Below are 20,732 nucleotides of genomic sequence, written 5' to 3' on the forward strand. Positions count from 1 at the left end.
AATTCCGGAATGGTAAGGCTATAATCGGCGTCATTGCCTTCATAGTCTTCATCGACACGCCTTATTTCATCATTGTCAGAGGTGAATGTTTTTTTCTTCAGTGATATGGAGTCATTGGAGCTTTCGACAGTGATTGTAATTTTATTAAAATGCTCTGAAGGGTGATTAAAATAGAAAATAGCTTCAAAAGGACTTCCTTTAGAGACAGTCAATTTTTCACTGCTTACTGTCGGTGCCGGTTCCGCATAGGTTGCCCCGGAAGCGGGAAGACCGCCAAAACAAAATGCCGCAATCAGCAATACCGTCAAAATGAGTGAAACACGCTGGTTTCCCGTTCTTTTCATGAACTTAATTCCTCCTCGTTTACCCCACTGTTAACAGACAGGTTCCTTATGTCGCTTTGCACGCTGCCGTCGTGGATCGTAATCACCCGGTCGGCATATTTGGCGATTTCACTGTCGTGCGTTACAATAATCAAAGTCTCATGGTATTTTTTTGCCATGGCAACCATGATTTCCATTACCTCACGGCTGGTCCTGCTGTCCAGATTTCCTGTGGGTTCGTCCGCAAACACAATTTTGGGCCGCGCGATAAACGCGCGGGCGATTCCAACGCGCTGCTGCTGTCCGCCGCTCATCTGGGTCGGCTTGTGCAGCAGCCGGTCGCCCAAATTGACGATTTTCAGCATATGTACCGCCCTTTTGATCCGCTCGTTTTTGCCCATACCCTTGAACATCAGGGGCATCGCCACATTTTCGATCGCGGTCATCGTCGGCATCAGGTTATAGGACTGAAAGACGAAACCGATATTTTTCTGCCGAAACAGTGCCCACTGTTTTTCGGAAAAATTCGTGACATCCTTTCCGTCGATGATAATACTGCCCTTGGTCGCTTTTTCCAGTCCCGCCATCATATTCAGCAGAGTCGATTTTCCGGAGCCGGAGGTTCCGAGCACGCAGCAGATTTCCCGAGGTTCAATCGTGATATTGATTCGGCCGAGCGCTACAATTTTTTCTTTGTCCACATGGTAAACCTTGCGGACATCTTTTAAACAAATCAGGCTCATACGGATTCTCCAAACTTAAATCAATATTAAATTAAGAAAAGAAAAAAGTAATATTTTGGTAATTTCTATTCTAATATGATTCCCGTATGAAAACAACAAACAAATATGTAATCATTCTGATTCAGAAAATAAAAGTCATGCTTGCATATTCTTCTGTTTATGATAAGATTAATATAAAAGAGCGGACACTGCCGCCTGATCATGGAGGTATTTCTTTGGATCTGTACATTAAGCAAAAAATATTTTCTCTGAGAGATAAATACAGCGTCTGTAATGAGCTTGGCGAACCGGTTTATACGGTGGAGGGAGAGCTTTTCACCTGGGGAGCGAAAATCCATCTGTATGATTTGATGGGCAGAGAGCTATATTATATTAAACAGAAGGTGCTGACCTTTCTGCCCGAATATGAAATTTTTGTCGGTGAACAGTTTTGCGCAAGGATCAAGAAGGAGTTTTCCTTCTTCACCCCAAGGCTGAATGTGCAGAGCAGCTACGGTGATTTTGAAATTGAGGGCGGCTTTATGGAAATGGATTTTTCCATTTATCACAACGGGCAGGCTTTCGGTGAAATTCATAAAAAATGGCTTTCCTGGGGGGATACTTACTGCCTGACGGTGGCAAATCCGGAGGACGCCGCATTCTTTACCAGCATGGTGATTGCTATTGACAACTGTATGCATAACGAATCCAACCAATAGGGGGCTTACCGTTGGAGTTCCGTGAAGTAAAGCTGGAGATTTTTGTGCCGGAGGAGTTTGTGGTTCCTATCCGGGATGCTTTAAGCCGTGTGGGAGCAGGGAAGATCGGGAGCTACGATCACTGTGTTTCCGTGTCGAAGGTCAGCGGATACTGGCGCCCGCTGGACGGCGCTCATCCCTATCAGGGTACGGCTGGAGAAATCTGTTCGGGAAAAGAGTGCAAGATGGAAATCCGCTGCAGAAGGGAACTGGCCGCGAACGCGGTCCGGGTGATCAAAAGCATCCACCCCTATGAAGAGCCGGTAATCAATATTCTGCCGCTTGTCAACGATCTTTTTGACCGGAGAAATGACGGCTGATTTATTTTGAGCGCAAAAAAAAACGCGCCCACAAAGCTGTGAACGCGAATCTTGTGCAGGCCCGTCCGGTGTTAAACAAAAGAGCCCCGTACGCGAATTGCGTATCGGGACTCTTGATTGGCAGGGGCAGAAGGACTTGAACCCTCGGCACGTGGTTTTGGAGACCACTGCTCTACCAACTGAGCTATACCCCTATATGGTTCCCTTTTCAGACTGCGGATACTATCTTATCATTTTCTGTTTTTCCTGTCAATACAAATTTCACAACTCGGTCGAACTTACGCAAAGTTAGCACATTGGGCTTGACATATTCCGGTGCGTTATGTATAATTATTTTTATGTAATATGACTTACTAATACCCCTGCCTTATGGCGGATGGGAGGGAAAAGATAAATGGCTGAAATTAGAATTAAAGACAATGAGTCCTTGGACAGTGCTCTGAGAAGGTTTAAGAAACAGTGCGCAAGAGCCGGGGTTATTGCTGAGGTTCGTAAGAGAGAAGCTTATGAAAAGCCTTCTGTTAAGCGTAAGAAGAAGTCCGAAGCAGCCCGCAAACGCAAGTTTAAGTGACAGTACAAAAATGATTCGGAAAAGCGGGCTTGATTGCCCGCTTTTTTAGCCTGATTTTATTTTCTCCGAAACGGAGGTATGGTTATTGGCATTGTTTCTGCCTACTGTTGCTGTGGACAAAGTTACGGATATTACTCCGGAACTGATCCGTGCCATGCACGCCCGGGCCCTTATTCTTGATGTGGATAACACCTTGGCTATTCACGGTTCTCCGACTCCTTTCGAGGGTACTGTGGAGTGGACGCGCCACATGCGCGAAAACGGTATCAGCATTATCATTATGTCAAACAATTCTAAAAAACGGGTTGAACCATTTGCGGCGAAATACGATCTTCCTTTTTTGTCCCTTTCGTTAAAACCGATCCCCCTGGGTTATTTCCGCGCCATCCGTAAAATGGGTGTAAAGCGCAGCGAAGCGGTCGTAGTGGGGGATCAGGTTTTTACGGATGTAATCGGCTCCAATTTGTCGTTTATGAAATCGATTCTGCTCGTTCCAACGGGCAAGGAAAAATCATTTTCTTTCAAAATACGCCGTGGTTTGGAAAAACCGATCCGTTACATAATCAAAGCGACGGGGCGTGGAAAGAAATATTTTAGTTGAGAAGGTGTTTGAATGAGCAGGAAAAAAGTCCTTGTGCTTCTTGGGCCGAACCTCAATATGATCGGCGTTCGGGAAAAGGGTGTCTACGGGGACGAAACCGCCGAAAGTATTCATCTTCAGATTATTGAGAATGCCAAAAAGCTGGATTATGACTGCGATATCTTTCAGTCCAATCACGAAGGCGATCTGATTGACAAAATCCACAGCGCGCGCGGGGTCTATCAGGGCGTGGTGATCAACGCCGGCGCCCTTACGCATTACAGCTATGCGCTGCGCGATGCGATCGCCTGTGTCAGGATTCCTTTTGTGGAAACCCACATGAGCAATATTTATGCGCGTGAGGATTTCCGGCATAAAAGTGTGATATCCGAAGTGTGCGCGGGCCAGATTTCCGGGTTCGGGAAAAACAGCTATTTTCTGGCGCTGGCGGCGTTAAGGGATTTAATGTAGTTCCATATAAAAATATCTTGAAAATTTTCTGAAATTATTATAAGATAATAGTCGGAAAAAATTATTGGAGGATAATACGATGATATCTGCAGGCGATTTTAGAAATGGCGTTACCTTTGAAATGGATGGAAACGTCGTTTCCATTATTGAGTTCCAGCATGTTAAGCCGGGAAAAGGCGCGGCTTTCGTCCGCACAAAGATCAGAAATGTCATTACCGGCAGCGTGACAGAAAGAACTTTCAATCCAAACGATAAATACCCTACCGCTTATATCGAGCGTAAGGATATGCAATATCTTTATAATGACGGCGACCTCTATTACTTCATGGATCTGGAGACCTTTGAGCAGACTCCGATCAACCACAGCGTTCTCGGCGACAACTTCAAATTTGTTCTGGAGAATATGACCTGCAAGGTACTTTCCTACAAAGGCAATGTTTTCGGTGTTGAGCCGCCGAACTTTGTAGAGCTGGAAGTCACGAAAACGGACCCTGGCTTTAAGGGCAACACAGCGACCAACGCCCTGAAACCTGCCACAGTGGAAACCGGTGCTGAAATCAATGTTCCTCTGTTTATCGAGGAAGGCGAAAGAATCAGAATCGATACCCGTACCGGCGAATATATGGAACGCGCATAACCAACACTATGCATGTTCAGTAAATGATGTTTAAGGAGGCAGAATTATGACAAACACAGAGAAGGTTGCTTACATTCGCGGCCTTGCGGAAGGCCTTGAGCTTGATGAGAACAAAAAAGAAGTAAAGGTCATTAACGCAATAATTGATTTATTGGACGACATGGCGGCATCCGTATCCGACATGCAGGACAGCGTTGACGACTTGGCCGACCAGCTGGACGCGGTCGACGAGGATCTTGGTTCTCTGGAAGAAGATTTTTATGAGGACGAAGATGACGATGAGGACGACGGGGACTGCTACTATGAAGTAACCTGCCCAAATTGCCATGAAACGATTTGCCTGTCCGAAGATATTATTGAGGATGGCCAGATGGATTGTCCGAATTGCGGCGAAACGCTGGAATTCGATATTGACGAAGAGGAATGCGATTGCGGCTGCGAGGACTGCAATCACGAATAAAAAGCTTTTTGGCTGAACGAAAAGAGTACTGCTTTGTGCGGTGCTCTTTTTTGCTTTTGTATTGACAGATTTCGGTAACATGCTTATAATAGTAGGAAAAGTGTACCAAATGAAACAGAAAGTGAACATTTATGAAACTGATTAAAAAGCAAAACAAATACTGTCTGCTGTTGGCACAGAGTTTTCTGTTCAATGGGATTGAGAAGGGCGTAGCGGAAGCCGCTTTTCAAAACAGCGAATTCAGCTGCATGGAATACGAAGCCGGTGAGAAAATATACACCAGAAGCAATTATAAAAAAAGCCTGGGAATCGTTTTTTCCGGGGTCGTAAAGGCCATGAAGCCGGAAAACGAAAACCTGATTATGAATACCTTTTATTCGGGAGGAATTTTTGGGGTCGCCTGCCTTTTTAACAACTCGCGCCGGTATGTCTCCGAGATTATCGCTGTCAAGAAAAGCCGCGTTTTGTTTTTGTCCCAGCAGCTTCTGCATGAGCTTTTCGAGAATCATACAAGGATTGCTGAGAATTACATCAGCTATCTGTCGGATCGGATCTGTTTCTTAAATAGCAGGATTGACAATTTTACCGGGGGAACTGCTGTTTGCCGCCTGGCGACGTTTCTTCTTTCTCTGTCCGCCCAGAATGAATATTCCCTTGTATTGGAACTGCCGTGTACGCTGACGCAGCTTGCCAATACGCTGAACATCGGACGCGCTTCCCTGTACCGCGCTTTCGATGATTTATCCGATACAGGCGTCATCACCCGCGAAGGAAGAAAGGTGACAATCAATCAGATTGAGCGGCTGCGGTCCGGTCAGTTTGATGATGAATCATAATTCAATGATAGATAAAGAGGGAGAAAAATGAGACTGACGAAAAAAATAATTTCACTGGGATTAAGCGCATGTATGGCTTTGTCCGTCCTTGCCGGATGCGCCGGGCCTGCGGCGGCATCCTCCGGCGGGCCGGCTTCCAGCGAAGCGGTATCAAGCGCGCAGCCGAGCTCTGCCGCTGCTGAAAAGACGACCATTAAGATTGCGGCGCTCAAAGGGCCGACCGGACTGGGCATGTTAAAGTTGATGAGTGACAACGACGCCAAGACCGCCGCCGAAAACTATGAATTTACGATTGTGGGCGCTCCGGATGAAATCGTATCCAAGATTTCCAAAGGGGAAGTGGATGTGGCCGCCGTTCCCACCAACCTTGCCGCTACGCTGTATAACAAGACGGAGGGAAAGGTTCAGATGGCCGCTGTCAACACGCTCGGCGTGCTTTCCATCCTGACAAAGGGGGAGGACATTTCCAGCATCAAGGACCTCAAAGGGAAAACCGTCTATTCTTCCGGCCAGGGCTCCACACCGGAGTATGCATTCAATTACATTTTAAGCCAAAACGGTCTTGAAGTCGGTAAGGATGTTAAGGTAGAATATAAAGCGGAACATGCGGAGCTTGCCGCGCTGATGGTTTCCGGCAAAGCAAAGATTGCCGTTCTGCCTGAACCGTTTGTCACTCAGGTGACGGCGAAAGATAAGGACGTAAAAATTGCGCTGAATATAACGGATGAATGGAATAAGATTGCGGATGGAAAGAGCGTTCTGACCATGGGATGCCTGATTGTCCGCAAGGATTTTGCAGAGCAGCATAAGGAAGCTTTTGACGCGTTCCTCAAGGAGTACAAGGAGTCCACCGATTATACCAACACAAAGGTGGAGGAAGCGGCTGCCCTGTCCGAAAAATACGATATCATGCCTGCTGCGGTTGCCAAAAAGGCGATTCCCAACTGCAATATCGTTTACATGGACGGAGACGAAATGAAAGCGAAAATTCCTGATTTTTTGAATGTTCTGTTCACAGCCAATCAGAAGTCCGTTGGAGGTAAATTACCGGGTGATGACTTCTACTACACAAAATAGGAATCTTTTTCAATACAAGGGATTCAGAACCTTTCTGGCCGCCGTGTTCTGGATTGGACTATGGCAGCTGGCCTATTTCACTGTAAAGCAGGAGATACTGATCGTATCTCCTGTTCGTGTTTTGCAAAGGCTGTCTGAGCTTTCCCGGACCAAAGAATTCTGGCTGACCGCGTTTTTGTCCATGCTCCGTATCGTGGAAGGCTTTTTACTCGGCGTGGTTTTCGGAAGTGTGCTGGCGGTGCTGACTTCCGTTTCGCGTATGATGTACGAACTTTTTTATCCGGTCATCAGTATCATCAAGGCGACGCCCGTGGCTTCGTTTATCATTCTCGCGCTTGTGTGGATTCCGTCCACTCATGTGCCGTCCTTCACGTCCTTTTTGATGGTGACGCCGATCATATGGGCAAACATGGTCAACGGCATTAAAAAAACCGACAGAAACCTTCTGCAGATGGCCGCGTCCTATCGGTTCGGACTGGTAAAAACCGTCAAACGCGTCTACCTGCCTTCCGTTATGCCGTATTTTACCGCAGCCTGTACAACCGGGATGGGGCTTGCCTGGAAGGCCGGCATCTCCGCCGAAGTGCTTTCCGTCACTCCGCTGTCGATCGGCAGGCAAATCTACAATTCCAAAATCTATATTGAAACGGATGATTTGTTTGCATGGACGGTGATCGTCATCGCCATGAGCGTCATTCTGGAATGGCTGATGGTCCGGTTCATGAAAAAAGTGGGACAGAAATACAATGTTGTGCAGTGATGGAGCGATGTAAATTGAAAATTCATAATCTGACCAAAAATTATAATGGAAAAATGGTACTGGATCAGTTTTCTCTCCAGCTTCCTTCAACCGGAACAGTCTGTCTGTTCGGCCCTTCCGGCTGTGGAAAAACGACGCTTTTAAACTGCATAGCGGGTCTGGAGCCCTTTGACTCCGGTGAAATAGAAGGAGCCGGCACCGGGAAGATTTCCTATCTTTTTCAGGAAAACCGCCTACTGCCATGGATTTCTGCCAAAGATAATATTACCGCTGTTCTTCGCGGCAAAGCCCGGCAGAATGAGGAGCAGGCGGAAAAGTGGCTCGGACTGGTCGGTCTGGAGGAAGCAGGGAACAAAAGGCCGGCGGAGCTGAGCGGCGGAATGCGGCGTCGGGTCGCCCTTGCGCGGGCGCTCGCTTACGGCGGGGACCTGTATCTTATGGATGAGCCCTTTCAGGGGCTGGACGCGGAGCGCAGGGATGAAATGATCGCTTTGCTTCAAAAGGAAACGGCCGGTACGCTGAAAATCATTGTTACCCACGATTTTGAGGAGGCGGAAAAGCTGGCCGACGTCATTTATATTCTGGAAGGTCCTCCGGTCAGAATCGTTGACATAATTGTAAAAAAACCTGCATAAATCTGCATATTCTTCCAATACCGCTGTGTTTCTTTACAAATTGCATCTTTCATTCGTGCAGGGTTTGTGCTATACTAATGCAGTTAAATTCGTTTTAGTAGGGGTAATTTATGATATGAAGAATCAAAGGGCTACTTTTGGAAGGACATTCGCTCAAATCATAATAGATGTTCTCTGTGTGTTTTTCAGCTACTGGATTGCTTATGTTTTACGTTATGATGGGAAGATTTATCTCCCCGCTTATGACTGGGAATCCTTCTGTACCTGGATTCCGTGGATTTCAATCATTTATATTGCTTCTTTTACGGTCTTTCGTTTTTACAAGACAATGTGGCAGTTTGCCAGCCTTGATGAATTATTGCTGATTTTTTACGGGACAACCTTTGCGGCCTTGCTTGTAACCATTTTAGGTTTTACCTTTGCGCAGCAAATTTCATGGGGGGTTTTTCACGTAAGGCGTTTTCCATGGGGTGTCTATGTCATCGGCTGGGTATTGACCATTTTTTTGGTGGGCGCTTCCCGGTTCAGCTTCCGGCTGATCCGCAGAATGAAGCGCAGGAGTCAGATCAACAGGGAAGACGGCGAGGAATTCCACCGCGTGATGATTATCGGTGCGGGAGAAATGGGCTCCATGGTCATCAAGGATATGAAGGCCGCACCTGAAAGCAAAGGCATTCCTGTGATCGCCATCGACGACAACAAAAGCAAACGAGGAACCAGAATCCATGGCGTCAAAGTGGTCGGCGGCCGTGAAAGCATTCCGAAAATGGCCGTTCGCTATAATATCGACCAGATTGTGCTGGCTATTGCATCGGCCAGTAAAAAGGACAAGCAGGATATCCTGAGCATCTGTGCGAAAACAGGCTGTCAGCTGAAGACGATTCCCGCGCTGTATGAAATCATCGAGGACAGCGCCGATCCCCTGAAAGTCAGGAACGTCGATATTGTCGACCTTCTGGGAAGAGATGAAATCAAGCTGAATATTGCGGAAATCAGCGGGTATCTCAAAAATAAAACCGTGCTGGTAACCGGTGGGGGCGGCTCCATCGGCAGCGAGCTGTGCCGCCAGATCGCTTATTTTAATCCGAAAAAACTGATTATTTTCGATATATACGAGAACAACGCCTACGATTTGCAGAATGAGCTTCTGATGCGCTTCAAGCATTTAAACTTAGAAGTCCTGATCGGCTCCGTTCGGGACAAGGCAAGGATCGAGCATATTTTTTCTGTCTGCAAACCGGACGTCGTTTTTCACGCTGCCGCCCATAAGCATGTGCCTTTGATGGAGCTGAGCCCCGGAGAAGCGGTGAAAAACAATGTGTTCGGTACGCTGAATGTGGCGCAGGCCTGCGACAAATACGGCGTGAAGCGCATGGTGCTGATTTCAACCGACAAGGCGGTCAACCCGACGAATATCATGGGTGCGACGAAACGTATCTGTGAATTGATCATTCAGTACAGCAGCCGTCACAGCAAGACCGATTATGTTGCCGTCCGTTTTGGCAACGTTTTGGGCAGCAACGGCAGTGTCATTCCTCTTTTTAAAAAGCAGATTGCGGCCGGAGGCCCGGTCACCGTTACCCATCCGGATATCATCCGGTATTTTATGACGATTCCCGAAGCGGCGCGTCTGGTGATCCAGGCAGGAGGCATGGCGCGCGGCGGTGAGATCTTTGTGCTGGACATGGGCCAGCCGGTGAAAATTGTCGATCTGGCAAAAAACCTGATTCGCCTTTCGGGTCTGCAGCCGGATGTTGATATTAAAATCGAATATACGGGACTGCGCCCCGGTGAGAAGCTTTATGAAGAACTTCTTCTGGACAGCGAAGGCGGATGCCAGAAGACTTCCCATGAATTGATCTATATTGGTACGCCGATCCCGTTCAATGAGGATACGTTTATCAATCAGATTGAACAGCTGAGGGATGTTGCCGGTTCCAATAATGTGGAAATGATGAATATCGTTCATGAGCTGGTACCGACTTATTCCGGCCACGCCGAAGAGACGGACGCTCTTGCAAATTGATTTTCATGAATAAAGCCCGCGGTCAGTGAATGGACTGGCCGCGGGCTTTCCTCGTTCTATTTCTGTTTTCGTGGATTGTCTATTCTGTCGTTTTTCCAGCATTCGTAGCATAGGCCGATATAACTTTCGTTTCCGCCGATGAAGACCTGTTCCCCTTCCCGGACGATTTTTCCATTGCAAATCCTTGCGTTGACTTCCGCCTTGCGTCCGCAGGTACAAACGGACTTGATTTCCGTCAGTGAGTCCGCGATTTCGAACAGGCGTTTGCTGCCTTCAAACATATGCGTCTGAAAATCGGTCTTTAATCCGAAACAGAGAACGGGGACAAACTCGATCGCGATATCCTTGAGCTGATTGATTTGCGGGGCGGATAAAAACTGCGCTTCGTCTATAATCAGGACATCGTAACGGTTTTGCTGAAACCATTGATACAGGTCCACGCTCTTATCCATTAAAATACCGGTATCTTTCAGCCCGATCCTGGATTTTACAACGGTAAGGCCGTCCCTGTTGTCCACAGAGGGTTTTAATAACCCTACCCGGTATCCTTTTTCTTCATAGTTAAATTTCACCATCAGCGCCTGTGCGGTTTTGCTGCTGCCCATTGCGCCATATTTGAAATACAATTTCGGCATTTTCATTCCTCCGGTTTGTTTTTGACAATCTTTTCTAAGTATAGCATCCTTTATTTACTTATGAAATACTAAAATTTGGCGATGAATACAATATTTAAAAATAATAGTCACAAAATGTCTGATTCAATAAATGATTGCTGATTAAGGTCGAATATGCTATAATTTTTCGTGTGTAAAATAAAAAGGCGGTGAACCGTTTGAGCAGACCCAAAATGCTGTATGTTCAGTTCTTTCTTGTAAGTTTGTCTGCGGTGGTCATCGCCTTTATTTATATCACTTTTCAAGTGGAACAAATCAGGCTGGATGGGGGAGAAGTAACCGATTTTAACACGGGATGGCTGTTTACAGGCAGTGATGGGAGCAGTCTGAAGATCGATTTGCCGGTGCACTCCGTACCGGGAGCTGAAAAAAACAGGGCCGATTCTATTTCCAACAAGCTTCCTTCTGATCTCGGCAGTGAAATGACGCTCTCCTTTCCGACCTATCATGCGAGGATGCGTGTCTTTGTAGGAGACAAATTAATTGATGAGTTTGGGTATCAAACGCATCTCCTGTTTGGAAAATCCCCGGCATGTACGGCGTGGCATATTGTTCCTCTGCCGGAAGGCTCGGCAGGAAAGACGGTTACCATTGAAATCTGTTCTCCTTATACGAAATATGCATCTACATTCAATGTAGTTACCATCGGGACGAGAAGTGCGAATATTATCTATTTGATGCAGAAATTTTTTCTCAGCACGATGATTAGTTCTCTGGTCCTGATTTTTGGAGTTCTGCTGTTGATGCTGTATTTTATTGCCCGGACAAGGATGAAAAACAATCTTTCTCTTCTGTATCAGAGCCTGTTTGCCATCAGCATCTCTGTTTCCACATTGACGGAAACGTCGGTTCTGCAGCTTGTAACCGGAAATGTTCTGGCGCTTGGCTATATCATGTATTTTTCGCTCATGCTCTGTTCCATTCCCTATTTACTGTTCATCAAAACGGTTTATGCGAAACACCACGCGGAGCTGTTCGATCTGCTTTGTATCGCCGCCGTGGCGAATTTTTTGATCTGCACGTTTTTGCAGGTATTCAATCTGTCGGATTTTCCTGAAACAGTCTTTTTGACCCATATTATTATGGCGTTGGCTCTCGTCCTTTCTGTTTATACCGCGCTTGAAAATTTATTGAAGTACAAAGACCATAAAGTAATTCCTTTTTTAACCGGACTTGGTTTGATGTTTATTCTTTTTATGGTCGATATGGTCCGGTATTACACGGGTGTTTATCAGGATGGGGCACTGTTTTGCCGCTCGGGGCTTTTCCTCTTTGTCGTTCTTCCTTCTATTGATACGGTTTCCCAATATTTTTCGATGATTGAACTTGGCATGGAAGCCCGCGTTCTGAAACGTCTTGCCTATCTTGACGTGCTGACACAGAAAAAGAACCGGACAGCCTTTGAAATCAAAATGGAAGCTTTAAATCTTCAGCGTGACTGTTCCCATGTGGCGATTGTGGCGTTTGATGTAAATAATTTAAAGACGGTCAACGATAACTTTGGACACAAATGCGGGGATGAATTGATTCTGGCGGCTTCGGATGTGATTCAGCAGAGCTTTGAAGGGTATGGAAGCTGCTACCGTATCGGCGGGGATGAATTTGCAGTGATTGTTGAAAACGATCTGGTCAGCAGTACCAAAGCATGTATCCATGATTTCAGAAGGCTGTTAAACGAATACAACCAAAAAAATCCCAGCCGGATCGAAATCGCCTACGGCTACGCGGAATACGAGCCAAATGACAAAAATTTATTTGAAACACTGAATCGTGCGGATAAGCTGATGTATGAGAATAAAAAACAAATGAAAGACACCGTGTATTCAAAAGAACTTTAACACAGGGAGCCGCTTGAAAGAATAAACAGGAATTTAAGAATCTGGGTAAAAAAGAAAATAGGAAAACCCTCTTGGTGCATATAATTGTGCCAAGGGGGCATTTTCATGAGATTTTTGATTCTGACCAGAAAAAGAATACTGACGGTCTTATGCTGCCTGATTTGCGGCATATTGGCTGTATTTCTGGCATTTCAGGGCGTAGCGGCAATCAAGGCATCTTCCAGTAAGCGTCTGATCCCAATTTATTGTGTAAAAACAGATGAAAAGAAAATTGCGATCTCCTTCGATGCGGCGTGGGGAAATGAAGAGACACAGACGCTGATCGATATCCTGAATAAATACAACGTCAAGACGACCTTTTTTGTGGTGGGCGCCTGGGTGGATAAATATCCCGAATCTGTCAAGGCGCTTGCGACCGCCGGGCATGAGGTCTGCAACCATTCCAATACGCATCCCCATATGCCGAAACTCGGGCAGACAGAAATGGCGGCACAGGTGACGGAATGCAACAATAAAATCAAAAATGTCATCGGTACCAGTCCGCTGCTTTTCCGTGCGCCTTACGGCGATTATAACAATGCTGTGATTGAAACCGTAAAATCTCTTAATATGTACTGCGTCCAGTGGGACGTGGACAGTCTGGATTGGAAAGACCCGCCGCCCAACGATATCGTTACCCGGGTGACCACCACGGTAAAACCCGGCTCAATCGTTTTGTTCCATAACGGTGCGAAAAATACACCGGCGGCCCTTCCCAAAATCATAGAAGCGCTGCAGAATCAGGGTTACCAGATCGTCCCCGTATCACAGCTGATCTATAAAGACAACTACACCATAGACCATACCGGAATGCAGGTGAAAGAAAACGGATAAAAATCCATTCCGCCTTGCCTTTTGGAGGAGGGAAATCGATAGAAAAGGGCACCGCGGATTCATGCGGTACCCTTTTGTGCCGGAATATAATTATTGTTGTGAAATAAGCATTGACAGAATATGAATTTTATGTTAATTTAAAAATTAGAGTTTATACACATTGCAGGATAATGTGTATGGGCTTATGTGCTTTTTCTTCAGCGAAGTTGCTCCAATATGAACGTCATTATTGGGGCAACTTCTTTCATTTTGTCCGTAAGAATGGCGATCAGTAAAAGAATGAGCAGAAAGACATTCAAAGCCTTCAGAAGGGTTTTTGAATTAATGTTCGGCAGACACCATTGAATCGTTTTCACTTCATGACGTTTTCCTTCATCCTTTGTAACGGTGTCGTAGGTTTTTTTCCAGATGACCACGGAACGGGCATTCGTTTTCATAATGAATCTCCTTTCTTATGGCGAACGCACAGATGTGAACAGGTTTCTGAGAATGTCCAATTTTTTTCACCTCGGATCTTGATAGGATGATTTATAATAAAAATGACCAATCCAGTAGGGAGTGGTCATGAAAGGCCCTCCATAAATTCAATTGCAAGCAACCGGTTGTCAATATGGAGGAATATTACTTTTTGGGGGACAGATCCGCCATCTGACGATACTACTCCGGTTCGATTGTTTTCATAACGCAAAACTCCCGATTATCATTCTTATTTACGATTAAAGAATATTACACTTTTTTATGAATGTCAACATATATTTTGGGGAAGTTTTATTGAAATATAGATAATATTTTAGCTGAATACAGTTCCGGAAAAGGAAATTTGTCAATTTATAAGGAAAATAAATCTTGTTCAGTATTAAATTTGCGGGCGAATATCCACATCTTTAAAAAATCTGTTTTTATATTACCGGATTACGCTTCGTTCCTGTTATGGTATCATCCCAGCTTTCTTATCCGTTCCTGCTCAACCCTGTATTGCGGTTGGGAGGGACTTTTTTATTTTCTGAAAATTTTTCTGATATTATCTGTGACGGCATAATATATTTTACTGTAAGGCAGGTGACAAATACCGTGTATATAACCGTTAGAAAAAAGCAAATCGAAATTGTCATGGCAGTCTTTCTTTTTCTGCTGGCAGGCATTCTTACGCTTACCCATCAGCAGCAGGAAATCGCTGTACAGACGGCTGCCGCCAATACCAACTGGGGGCTCGGTTTTGGGGAGGACGGCAAGCAGCCTACAGGAAATGCCTCTGCGGATTTTTTAAAGCAGTATAACGCCTATTATGTGGGGGCGGCAGATAAAAAGGTGATTTACCTGACGTTTGATGCCGGGTATGAAAATGGGTATACACCGGCGATTTTGGATGCGCTGAAAAAACACAATGTAAAAGCAACTTTTTTTGTAGTGGGAAATTATTTGAATACGAGCCCAGATCTCGTGAAACGGATGATTGAGGAAGGCCATATTGTCGGAAACCACACCAATACGCATCCCGACATGTCAAAAATTTCGGATATGACATCGTTTCAAAAGGAAATTTCAGCGGTGGAAACGAAATTCAAGGAAATCACCGGGCAGGATATGCAGAAATATTATCGCCCCCCACAGGGAAAATACAGTGTAAATAACCTGAAGCAGGCCAACGAGCTCGGATATAAAACGATTTTCTGGAGCCTTGCCTATGTGGACTGGTACCAGGATAAGCAGCCGACAAAGGAACAGGCTTTTGACAAGCTGATTCCCCGTATCCACCCTGGGGCAATCGTGCTGCTGCACAGCACCTCTAAAACAAATTCCGAGATATTGGACGAATTGCTCTCCAAATGGGAAACCGCCGGGTATACCTTTGGAACCCTGAACGAATTAAGCGGAAAATAGGCAAAAAATCATTTCACGAAATATGCTTGTTTTGTGAATGCACGAATGCTACAATAGTTCCAATGGATTTATGTAAACGACATGCCATGTTTCGTCAAGGAAATCGTGATGGTAAGAAAAAGGAGGACAAAAATGGCGAAAATAACGGATATCAGAAAGTGCGGCAGACTGATCAGCGTCTATAACAAGACCGCAATGGACGTTAACTTTAATCAGGAATATTTCTCCATTTGGGTTCACGCCGCAGGACAGGAATCCGGTTTGGAAACCTGTCCGCTGAATGTACAGCTGAATACGGAAATGGCTGAAAGACTTCGGAATTATTTAAATGAATTTTTAAATAAATCATGAATGAATTCTTTTCTTAGCTACATACTTTACGAGCAAACGCAAATAATGTTTGTACTGATTTACGGGAGTGAGTGTAAAATGACAAACATTATTTTGTGTGGCAAATCAACCGACACATCTGTTTCATGTGCTTTGCTTCCGGCGCTGGAAAAATACGGTGGAGTACAGTATTTCAGTACGCGGCATCTTGTGCGCCTTGGAAGCGACAAAGTCAAATTCCTTCTTTACGACTGTGAAAAACTGCCGCAAATCGAGCTGGAAAGCGGCATCATTCTGTTTAAAAACAGTTTTCATTCTTCAGAAAAAATTTTGATTCCGGAGGGATTCTTGTCCATTCTGGAAATGAAAAATGCAAGCGCGGCAGAATTGCTCAACGGAACCGGAGCCGCGGCGATTACCTGCGGCACAAGCTCCAAAGATACGCTCAGCATTGCCGGTATCGATGAAACGAGTGCTGCGCTGAGTCTTCAGCGTAGTGTGATGACGCTTGACGGAAAAATGGTAGAGCCCCGCGATTTTACGGTCAGATTCCCGCCAAAGCTCAGTCCTACACGTATTTTAGCAGTGTGCGCCGTGCTGTTGCTGTCCGGTATCGATTCCGCAAATGGTTATGAACTTTAACATGCAAAAATTAACATTCATAAAAACACCCCACATACACAAAATAGGAAAGCAAACGCAAAACAAATCAAAATTCAAACGAATTGAAAATTATTGAAGGAGTGTTTTGATTATGGCAAGTAAACAGAATGTAGTTCCTGAAGCAAGAGAAGCTCTGAACAAGTTTAAGATGGAAGCCGCTTCTGAAGTCGGCGTCAACTTAAAGCAAGGTTATAACGGCGATTTGACTTCCAGAGAAGCCGGTTCCGTCGGTGGCCAGATGGTCAAAAATATGATTAAAAGCTACGAGCAGAACATGAAGTAAAAATTTCCATTGTTGGAGCGTCATGCCGTTCGGTATGGCGCTCCAATTTTTTGAAAGCCCGCATAGATTTATCTATGCGGGCTTTGTATAAGAAATTGTTCTATACGGTGGCGGCATGAAGCAGCACGTTGATGTTTTCCTGATAAATGGTGTTAAACTGCGAAATGGAAATCGGATTTCTGCCCAGACCGACTTCAATCGTATAGCCGGGCCTGCGGTAATCCTGAATAAACCAGTCCTTGTAGCCTGCGTAAGAGGCAATTCCGGCAGTCTGGTCCAGCCGGTAGCCGCTGATTGCCGCGAATTCCTCTCCAATGGTTCTGCCTTCCGGAGGAGCCATATCCATGAAATTCCAGTAGATGACCCTGCCCTGCGTGTGGTAGGCGATCACCAGCCGGAAATCGTGGGTCTGCGTAAAATTGACGACAGTCTGTGTTTCCGGCTCCGACACGGGGAATGGTCCCGAATATCTTGTCGGACCGGGACCGGTAATGCCGTATTCTGCTTCCGCATCCTTTGACTCCTGCCACGCGGCGTTATAATTATGGTTTAAATCCACGCCGCGGTTGTTTGCCTGCCATACCGTAGAGAAATCGGTACTGCCGTTATTCCAGACAATCAGGTCCTGATAATAAGGGTTGTCGGGCTGCAGGCCGTTCAGTACCAGATCCACTCCGTCGGGGTTGACCATGGGAATGATATAAATACTGCTCTGGTTCCAGATTTCCCTGGGGCTATATCCGTCGCCCAGCGTTTGGTTCAGGGTATAGGTATATAGGAAATTTTCCGTAAACTTCATCAGCAGTGGGGAAGTGATCCACTCCAGAGCGTGATGGGCTGCATTATAGAAAACCTGATTCGGACCCGAGCCGAGCCTTAAATAATACAGGTTTTTACCAAGGACGCTGAGCCCGGCAATACCAACCTCTAAAAAAGGGTACCGTGCTTTCAGCCCCTGAATGTCCCGCTCTAAAATCTGATAAGTATAGTCAATGTTGGTGTCGACCACGTCCATACCGTAAGGAACAACAATCTGCTGGCCGACCGTGAGGTTTCCGGCGTCAAGACCGGGATTTGCTCCGAGCAGCAGGGGAAGGGACGTATGATACCGGCGGGCTATGCTGTAGAAGGTATCGCCCGGCCTGATCCGGTACAGGTCATATCCCAGCAGGTATCGTTCCATGACCCTATAGGTGGCCGGGCCGATGATGCCGTCCTGAGTAAGACCGAACGCACGCTGAAATTGCAGGACTGCCCGGCGCATCTGCTGGCCGAAGATTCCATCAATGGGGCCGGGATTGTAGCCGATCTTTTGCAGCATTGCCTGAATTTCCATGACATCTGTCCCGGACATCCCCAATCGCAGTGTTCTCATGATGGTTCACCTCAAAATCCTTTTTTGAAAACCGCTCATTGATTCATGGTACTAATGTATTGCGGAAAATCAGGCTTTATGCTATATTTTCCATGGACGTTTCTTTCCATTTTCCGTTTTCTCCGTAAAGCAGCGGGAAAAGGGAAAATAGAGAAAAGTCCTGAAAGGAGTCAATAAAATGCTGAAAATAGGCTGCCATCTTTCTGTGTCCAAAGGATTTCTGGCCATGGGAAAGGATGCCCTTACCATACAGGCGAATACCTTTCAGTTTTTTACACGCAATCCCAGAGGGAGTAAAGCAAAAGAAATCAATCCGGAGGATGTCCGGGCATTGCTGGAGCTGATGGAAGAAAACCGGTTCGCACCCATCCTTGCGCATGCTCCCTATACGCTGAACGCCTGTTCGGCTGATGAGAGGACCAGAAGCTTCGCCATGGAAACAATGGCGGACGACCTTAACCGGATGGAGTTTTTGCCGGGGAATCTTTATAACTTCCATCCCGGCGGCCATGTGGGCCAGGGGGCGGAAAAGGGAATAGAACGGATTACCGCGATGCTCAATTCGATTTTGAAGCCGGAGCAGCACACGACGGTTCTGCTGGAGACAATGGCCGGGAAAGGCACGGAGGTAGGCCGTACTTTTGAGGAGATCCGGCTGATTCTGGACGGGGTCGAGCGGAAGGAACAAATGGGTGTCTGTCTCGACACCTGCCATGTGTTTGACGCCGGGTATGACATTGTAAACGGTCTTGACGACGTTCTGGACTATTTTGACGAAGTCATTGGGCTCGACCGGCTGAAGGCCATCCATCTGAACGACAGCCTCAATTCTCTGGGCAGCCATAAAGACCGTCACGCCAGAATCGGGGAAGGGAAGATCGGACTCGAGGCGATCACCCGCGTGATCAACCATCCCGCTTTACGGCATTTGCCGTTTTATCTGGAGACGCCGAACGATCTTGACGGTTACGCCGCAGAAATCAAGCTTCTTCGGGGTGTCTATGAAGAGACTCCTTCTTAAGGCAAAGAGGGAGCCTCTTCTTTATGATTGCTGAATACTCATTATTTACTTGATTTTTTTGAAGCCGGGGCGGAAAACAATCCGATGTGTGGAGGGCGGAAGGTAAAAACAAAGAAGCTGAGAGTAAGCGCCGCAAGGAACAGCAGGCCTTCCCAGCCTGTTTTGGTACCGGATTTGGAGGATTCGGAAATCTTTCTTCCGCTGTAACGAAAAGCAATCAGCACCCCTGAAATAAAGGTGAGGATGTCCAGCCAAAGATAATTTTTTCCGATCATTCCGGCATAAGTGTAAAAGAAGACGATGATAAAAAGCAGTCCGAGCAGGATGCCGAGCGATTTTGCTGTAATAAAATTTCCGTACTCTTTTCCGACGGCGAAATATTCCACGATACTGAACATCAGCATGGGGAAAAAGAGCATTTTTAAATGTTCCCATACGCTTTCGTTGATCGGGCTGAACATTCCGATCAACCGGTTGTTTCCCGTCCAATTGTAAAGGAAATGCAGAATAGTGCCAAAGATCATCACGAAAATAAAACCGATGGTTTCCCAAGCGAGCAAATTTTGCATGGTATCCCTCCTTTTTATTAAATTCTATGATGTGGGTTCAGAAAATAGGAGTTTAAACCATCAAAATTGCTTTATAAAATGGAGTTTCAGAAGCTTTTCATCCTCCGGCCGCTACGGCGGTTAGGGGGACTGATTTTTGCATCTCAGCCGTTTTCTGAATATTTTCTGAAAGAAAGGTCAAAAATTGCAAAATAGGAGATTCTAAATCAAAGGAAGCTCCCAATTGCCGTATCGGCTAACTATTTCAAAGGAAAGGTTCTTTAAAAATAACGGGGGAGAAAGAATGAAAACTCCAGGAAAAATACATTGCAGGATAGAAACTATTTATGCGCTGTGCATGATAGCTGCGATCTTCTGTATCGGGCGATCCTTTCATAATCAGACACTTCCGGTAGAAACTCATATTGTCACCCAAAGCTCGTCCTCACAAAGTCAGCTTTCACAAAGTTCCTCTCAGGCGTCCGGCGAGGCGGTATCTGAGGAAACCAGCTGGCAGGAACAGAATTCTACGGCAGAAAAGCCCGAGTCAAAGGCAGAAAAAACGACGGAACTGCAGGAACCAAAACCGCAGGAAAAAACGGAACAGATTCAGTCATCGAAATATTATGACATTCCACTGGATGCAGATATACAGGATGCTATTTTCAGGGAATGCAAAACAAAAAATGTCCCGGAGGATCTCGTAATCGCCCTGATTGGTGTGGAGAGCCATTATAATTCAAAAAGCATCAGCAAAACCAATGATTACGGCCTGATGCAGATTAATATCTGCCACAGGGAATCTTTGGAGCGGGACCTGCAGGTTACGGATCTGCTGGACAGCAAGCAGAATATTAAAGCCGGCGTCCACATGCTTTCGTGGATCGTCAATAAGTACAGCAACATGAATCAGGCGCTGATGGTTTACAACAACGGAGAAGCCGGTGCGCAGAAGCTTTGGAAACAGGGGGTTTATTCTACGCCCTATTCCAGAAAAGTAATTGATCAGATGAATAAAATTAAAAAGGAAGCATAATGAATTTTGCTGGTAAAAGCAGGAAGAATGCTTA

Annotated in this window: 25 protein-coding genes and 1 tRNA gene; 20 read left to right on the forward strand and 6 right to left on the reverse strand. The window is 45.9% G+C overall.

Annotated features, from left to right (window positions below; all coding sequences use genetic code 11):
• Window positions 1-340: 340 nt before the first annotated feature.
• A complete protein-coding gene (locus VXK30_RS08385) occupies window positions 341-1,066 on the reverse strand; it encodes an ABC transporter ATP-binding protein (protein ID WP_275715639.1) in 726 nt (241 codons plus the stop codon).
• Window positions 1,067-1,281: 215 nt separating this feature from the next.
• Here VXK30_RS08385 and VXK30_RS08390 point away from each other — a divergent pair, with 215 nt between their 5' ends.
• Together VXK30_RS08390 and cutA are read left to right on the forward strand one after the other, a co-directional pair.
• Window positions 1,282-1,764 (forward strand): LURP-one-related/scramblase family protein, encoded by a 483-nt coding sequence (locus VXK30_RS08390; protein ID WP_275715641.1) that lies wholly within the window; start codon window positions 1,282-1,284, stop codon window positions 1,762-1,764.
• A gap of 11 nt (window positions 1,765-1,775) precedes the next feature.
• Complete coding sequence (cutA, locus tag VXK30_RS08395) at window positions 1,776-2,123, forward strand: Nif3-like dinuclear metal center hexameric protein (RefSeq protein ID WP_275715643.1); 348 nt, start codon at window positions 1,776-1,778, stop codon at window positions 2,121-2,123.
• Between the two features lie 118 nt (window positions 2,124-2,241).
• On the opposite strand, the gene VXK30_RS08400 is transcribed toward cutA, so the two are convergent.
• Window positions 2,242-2,317: transfer RNA gene (locus VXK30_RS08400), tRNA-Trp, on the reverse strand.
• Between the two features lie 200 nt (window positions 2,318-2,517).
• Here VXK30_RS08400 and rpsU point away from each other — a divergent pair.
• From rpsU to VXK30_RS08450, 10 genes are all read left to right on the forward strand, one after another.
• On the forward strand, window positions 2,518-2,694 hold the full coding sequence (gene rpsU, locus VXK30_RS08405; protein ID WP_009060718.1) for a 30S ribosomal protein S21: 177 nt from the start codon (window positions 2,518-2,520) through the stop codon (window positions 2,692-2,694).
• 85 nt (window positions 2,695-2,779) lie between these two features.
• Window positions 2,780-3,295, forward strand: coding sequence for a YqeG family HAD IIIA-type phosphatase (locus VXK30_RS08410; RefSeq protein WP_275715647.1), 516 nt, complete (start codon window positions 2,780-2,782; stop codon window positions 3,293-3,295).
• 12 nt (window positions 3,296-3,307) lie between these two features.
• Window positions 3,308-3,745 carry a type II 3-dehydroquinate dehydratase gene (aroQ, locus tag VXK30_RS08415; RefSeq protein WP_275715649.1) on the forward strand — a complete coding sequence of 146 codons (438 nt, stop codon included), beginning with the start codon at window positions 3,308-3,310 and terminating at the stop codon, window positions 3,743-3,745.
• 79 nt (window positions 3,746-3,824) lie between these two features.
• The gene (gene efp / locus VXK30_RS08420) at window positions 3,825-4,382 is read left to right on the forward strand and encodes an elongation factor P (protein ID WP_275715651.1); all 558 of its coding nucleotides are present in this window, start codon (window positions 3,825-3,827) and stop codon (window positions 4,380-4,382) included.
• 46 nt (window positions 4,383-4,428) lie between these two features.
• Window positions 4,429-4,842 carry a CD1247 N-terminal domain-containing protein gene (locus tag VXK30_RS08425; RefSeq protein WP_275715653.1) on the forward strand — a complete coding sequence of 138 codons (414 nt, stop codon included), beginning with the start codon at window positions 4,429-4,431 and terminating at the stop codon, window positions 4,840-4,842.
• A 131-nt stretch (window positions 4,843-4,973) separates the two neighbouring features.
• Entirely contained in the window at window positions 4,974-5,678 is a 705-nt protein-coding gene (locus tag VXK30_RS08430; protein ID WP_275715655.1) for a Crp/Fnr family transcriptional regulator, read from the forward strand.
• Window positions 5,679-5,705: 27 nt separating this feature from the next.
• Window positions 5,706-6,755, forward strand: a complete 1,050-nt coding sequence (locus tag VXK30_RS08435; RefSeq protein ID WP_275715657.1) for an ABC transporter substrate-binding protein — start codon at window positions 5,706-5,708, stop codon at window positions 6,753-6,755.
• On the forward strand, window positions 6,733-7,515 hold the full coding sequence (locus tag VXK30_RS08440) for an ABC transporter permease (RefSeq protein ID WP_275715659.1): 783 nt from the start codon (window positions 6,733-6,735) through the stop codon (window positions 7,513-7,515). Before VXK30_RS08435 ends, VXK30_RS08440 begins: the two co-directional genes overlap by 23 nt.
• 14 nt (window positions 7,516-7,529) lie before the next feature.
• On the forward strand, window positions 7,530-8,150 hold the full coding sequence (locus VXK30_RS08445) for an ABC transporter ATP-binding protein (protein WP_275715661.1): 621 nt from the start codon (window positions 7,530-7,532) through the stop codon (window positions 8,148-8,150).
• A gap of 115 nt (window positions 8,151-8,265) precedes the next feature.
• Window positions 8,266-10,176 (forward strand): nucleoside-diphosphate sugar epimerase/dehydratase, encoded by a 1,911-nt coding sequence (locus tag VXK30_RS08450; RefSeq protein ID WP_275715663.1) that lies wholly within the window; start codon window positions 8,266-8,268, stop codon window positions 10,174-10,176.
• Between the two features lie 56 nt (window positions 10,177-10,232).
• Here the strand turns inward: VXK30_RS08450 and VXK30_RS08455 are convergent, their stop codons facing one another.
• Window positions 10,233-10,811 carry a thymidine kinase gene (locus tag VXK30_RS08455; RefSeq protein WP_275715665.1) on the reverse strand — a complete coding sequence of 193 codons (579 nt, stop codon included), beginning with the start codon at window positions 10,809-10,811 and terminating at the stop codon, window positions 10,233-10,235.
• Window positions 10,812-11,008: 197 nt separating this feature from the next.
• Here VXK30_RS08455 and VXK30_RS08460 point away from each other — a divergent pair, with 197 nt between their 5' ends.
• Both VXK30_RS08460 and VXK30_RS08465 read left to right on the forward strand, forming a co-directional pair.
• Entirely contained in the window at window positions 11,009-12,688 is a 1,680-nt protein-coding gene (locus VXK30_RS08460; RefSeq protein ID WP_275715667.1) for a GGDEF domain-containing protein, read from the forward strand.
• Between the two features lie 105 nt (window positions 12,689-12,793).
• Window positions 12,794-13,561, forward strand: a complete 768-nt coding sequence (locus VXK30_RS08465) for a polysaccharide deacetylase family protein (protein WP_275715669.1) — start codon at window positions 12,794-12,796, stop codon at window positions 13,559-13,561.
• 197 nt (window positions 13,562-13,758) lie between these two features.
• On the opposite strand, the gene VXK30_RS08470 is transcribed toward VXK30_RS08465, so the two are convergent.
• Window positions 13,759-13,998 (reverse strand): hypothetical protein, encoded by a 240-nt coding sequence (locus VXK30_RS08470; protein WP_038324057.1) that lies wholly within the window; start codon window positions 13,996-13,998, stop codon window positions 13,759-13,761.
• 634 nt (window positions 13,999-14,632) lie between these two features.
• Between VXK30_RS08470 and pdaA the strand changes: the two genes are divergently transcribed.
• From pdaA to VXK30_RS08490, 4 genes are all read left to right on the forward strand, one after another.
• The gene (gene pdaA / locus VXK30_RS08475) at window positions 14,633-15,442 is read left to right on the forward strand and encodes a delta-lactam-biosynthetic de-N-acetylase (protein WP_442867999.1); all 810 of its coding nucleotides are present in this window, start codon (window positions 14,633-14,635) and stop codon (window positions 15,440-15,442) included.
• Between the two features lie 132 nt (window positions 15,443-15,574).
• Window positions 15,575-15,793, forward strand: coding sequence for a hypothetical protein (locus VXK30_RS08480; RefSeq protein ID WP_275715672.1), 219 nt, complete (start codon window positions 15,575-15,577; stop codon window positions 15,791-15,793).
• A gap of 78 nt (window positions 15,794-15,871) precedes the next feature.
• Entirely contained in the window at window positions 15,872-16,414 is a 543-nt protein-coding gene (locus tag VXK30_RS08485) for a hypothetical protein (RefSeq protein WP_275715674.1), read from the forward strand.
• Between the two features lie 112 nt (window positions 16,415-16,526).
• A complete protein-coding gene (locus tag VXK30_RS08490) occupies window positions 16,527-16,718 on the forward strand; it encodes an alpha/beta-type small acid-soluble spore protein (RefSeq protein ID WP_038324061.1) in 192 nt (63 codons plus the stop codon).
• Between the two features lie 100 nt (window positions 16,719-16,818).
• Here VXK30_RS08490 and VXK30_RS08495 read toward each other — a convergent pair whose 3' ends face one another.
• The gene (locus tag VXK30_RS08495; RefSeq protein WP_275715676.1) at window positions 16,819-18,093 is read right to left on the reverse strand and encodes a M14 family metallopeptidase; all 1,275 of its coding nucleotides are present in this window, start codon (window positions 18,091-18,093) and stop codon (window positions 16,819-16,821) included.
• 178 nt (window positions 18,094-18,271) lie between these two features.
• Here VXK30_RS08495 and VXK30_RS08500 point away from each other — a divergent pair, with 178 nt between their 5' ends.
• Window positions 18,272-19,114, forward strand: a complete 843-nt coding sequence (locus VXK30_RS08500; protein ID WP_275715678.1) for a deoxyribonuclease IV — start codon at window positions 18,272-18,274, stop codon at window positions 19,112-19,114.
• Between the two features lie 41 nt (window positions 19,115-19,155).
• Here VXK30_RS08500 and VXK30_RS08505 read toward each other — a convergent pair whose 3' ends face one another.
• The gene (locus VXK30_RS08505; protein ID WP_275715680.1) at window positions 19,156-19,683 is read right to left on the reverse strand and encodes a DUF6512 family protein; all 528 of its coding nucleotides are present in this window, start codon (window positions 19,681-19,683) and stop codon (window positions 19,156-19,158) included.
• A gap of 283 nt (window positions 19,684-19,966) precedes the next feature.
• Between VXK30_RS08505 and VXK30_RS08510 the strand changes: the two genes are divergently transcribed.
• The gene (locus tag VXK30_RS08510; RefSeq protein ID WP_275715682.1) at window positions 19,967-20,698 is read left to right on the forward strand and encodes a transglycosylase SLT domain-containing protein; all 732 of its coding nucleotides are present in this window, start codon (window positions 19,967-19,969) and stop codon (window positions 20,696-20,698) included.
• Window positions 20,699-20,732: the final 34 nt, after the last annotated feature.

Source organism: Caproiciproducens sp. CPB-2 (assembly GCF_036287215.1).
Lineage (GTDB): Bacteria > Bacillota > Clostridia > Oscillospirales > Acutalibacteraceae > Caproiciproducens.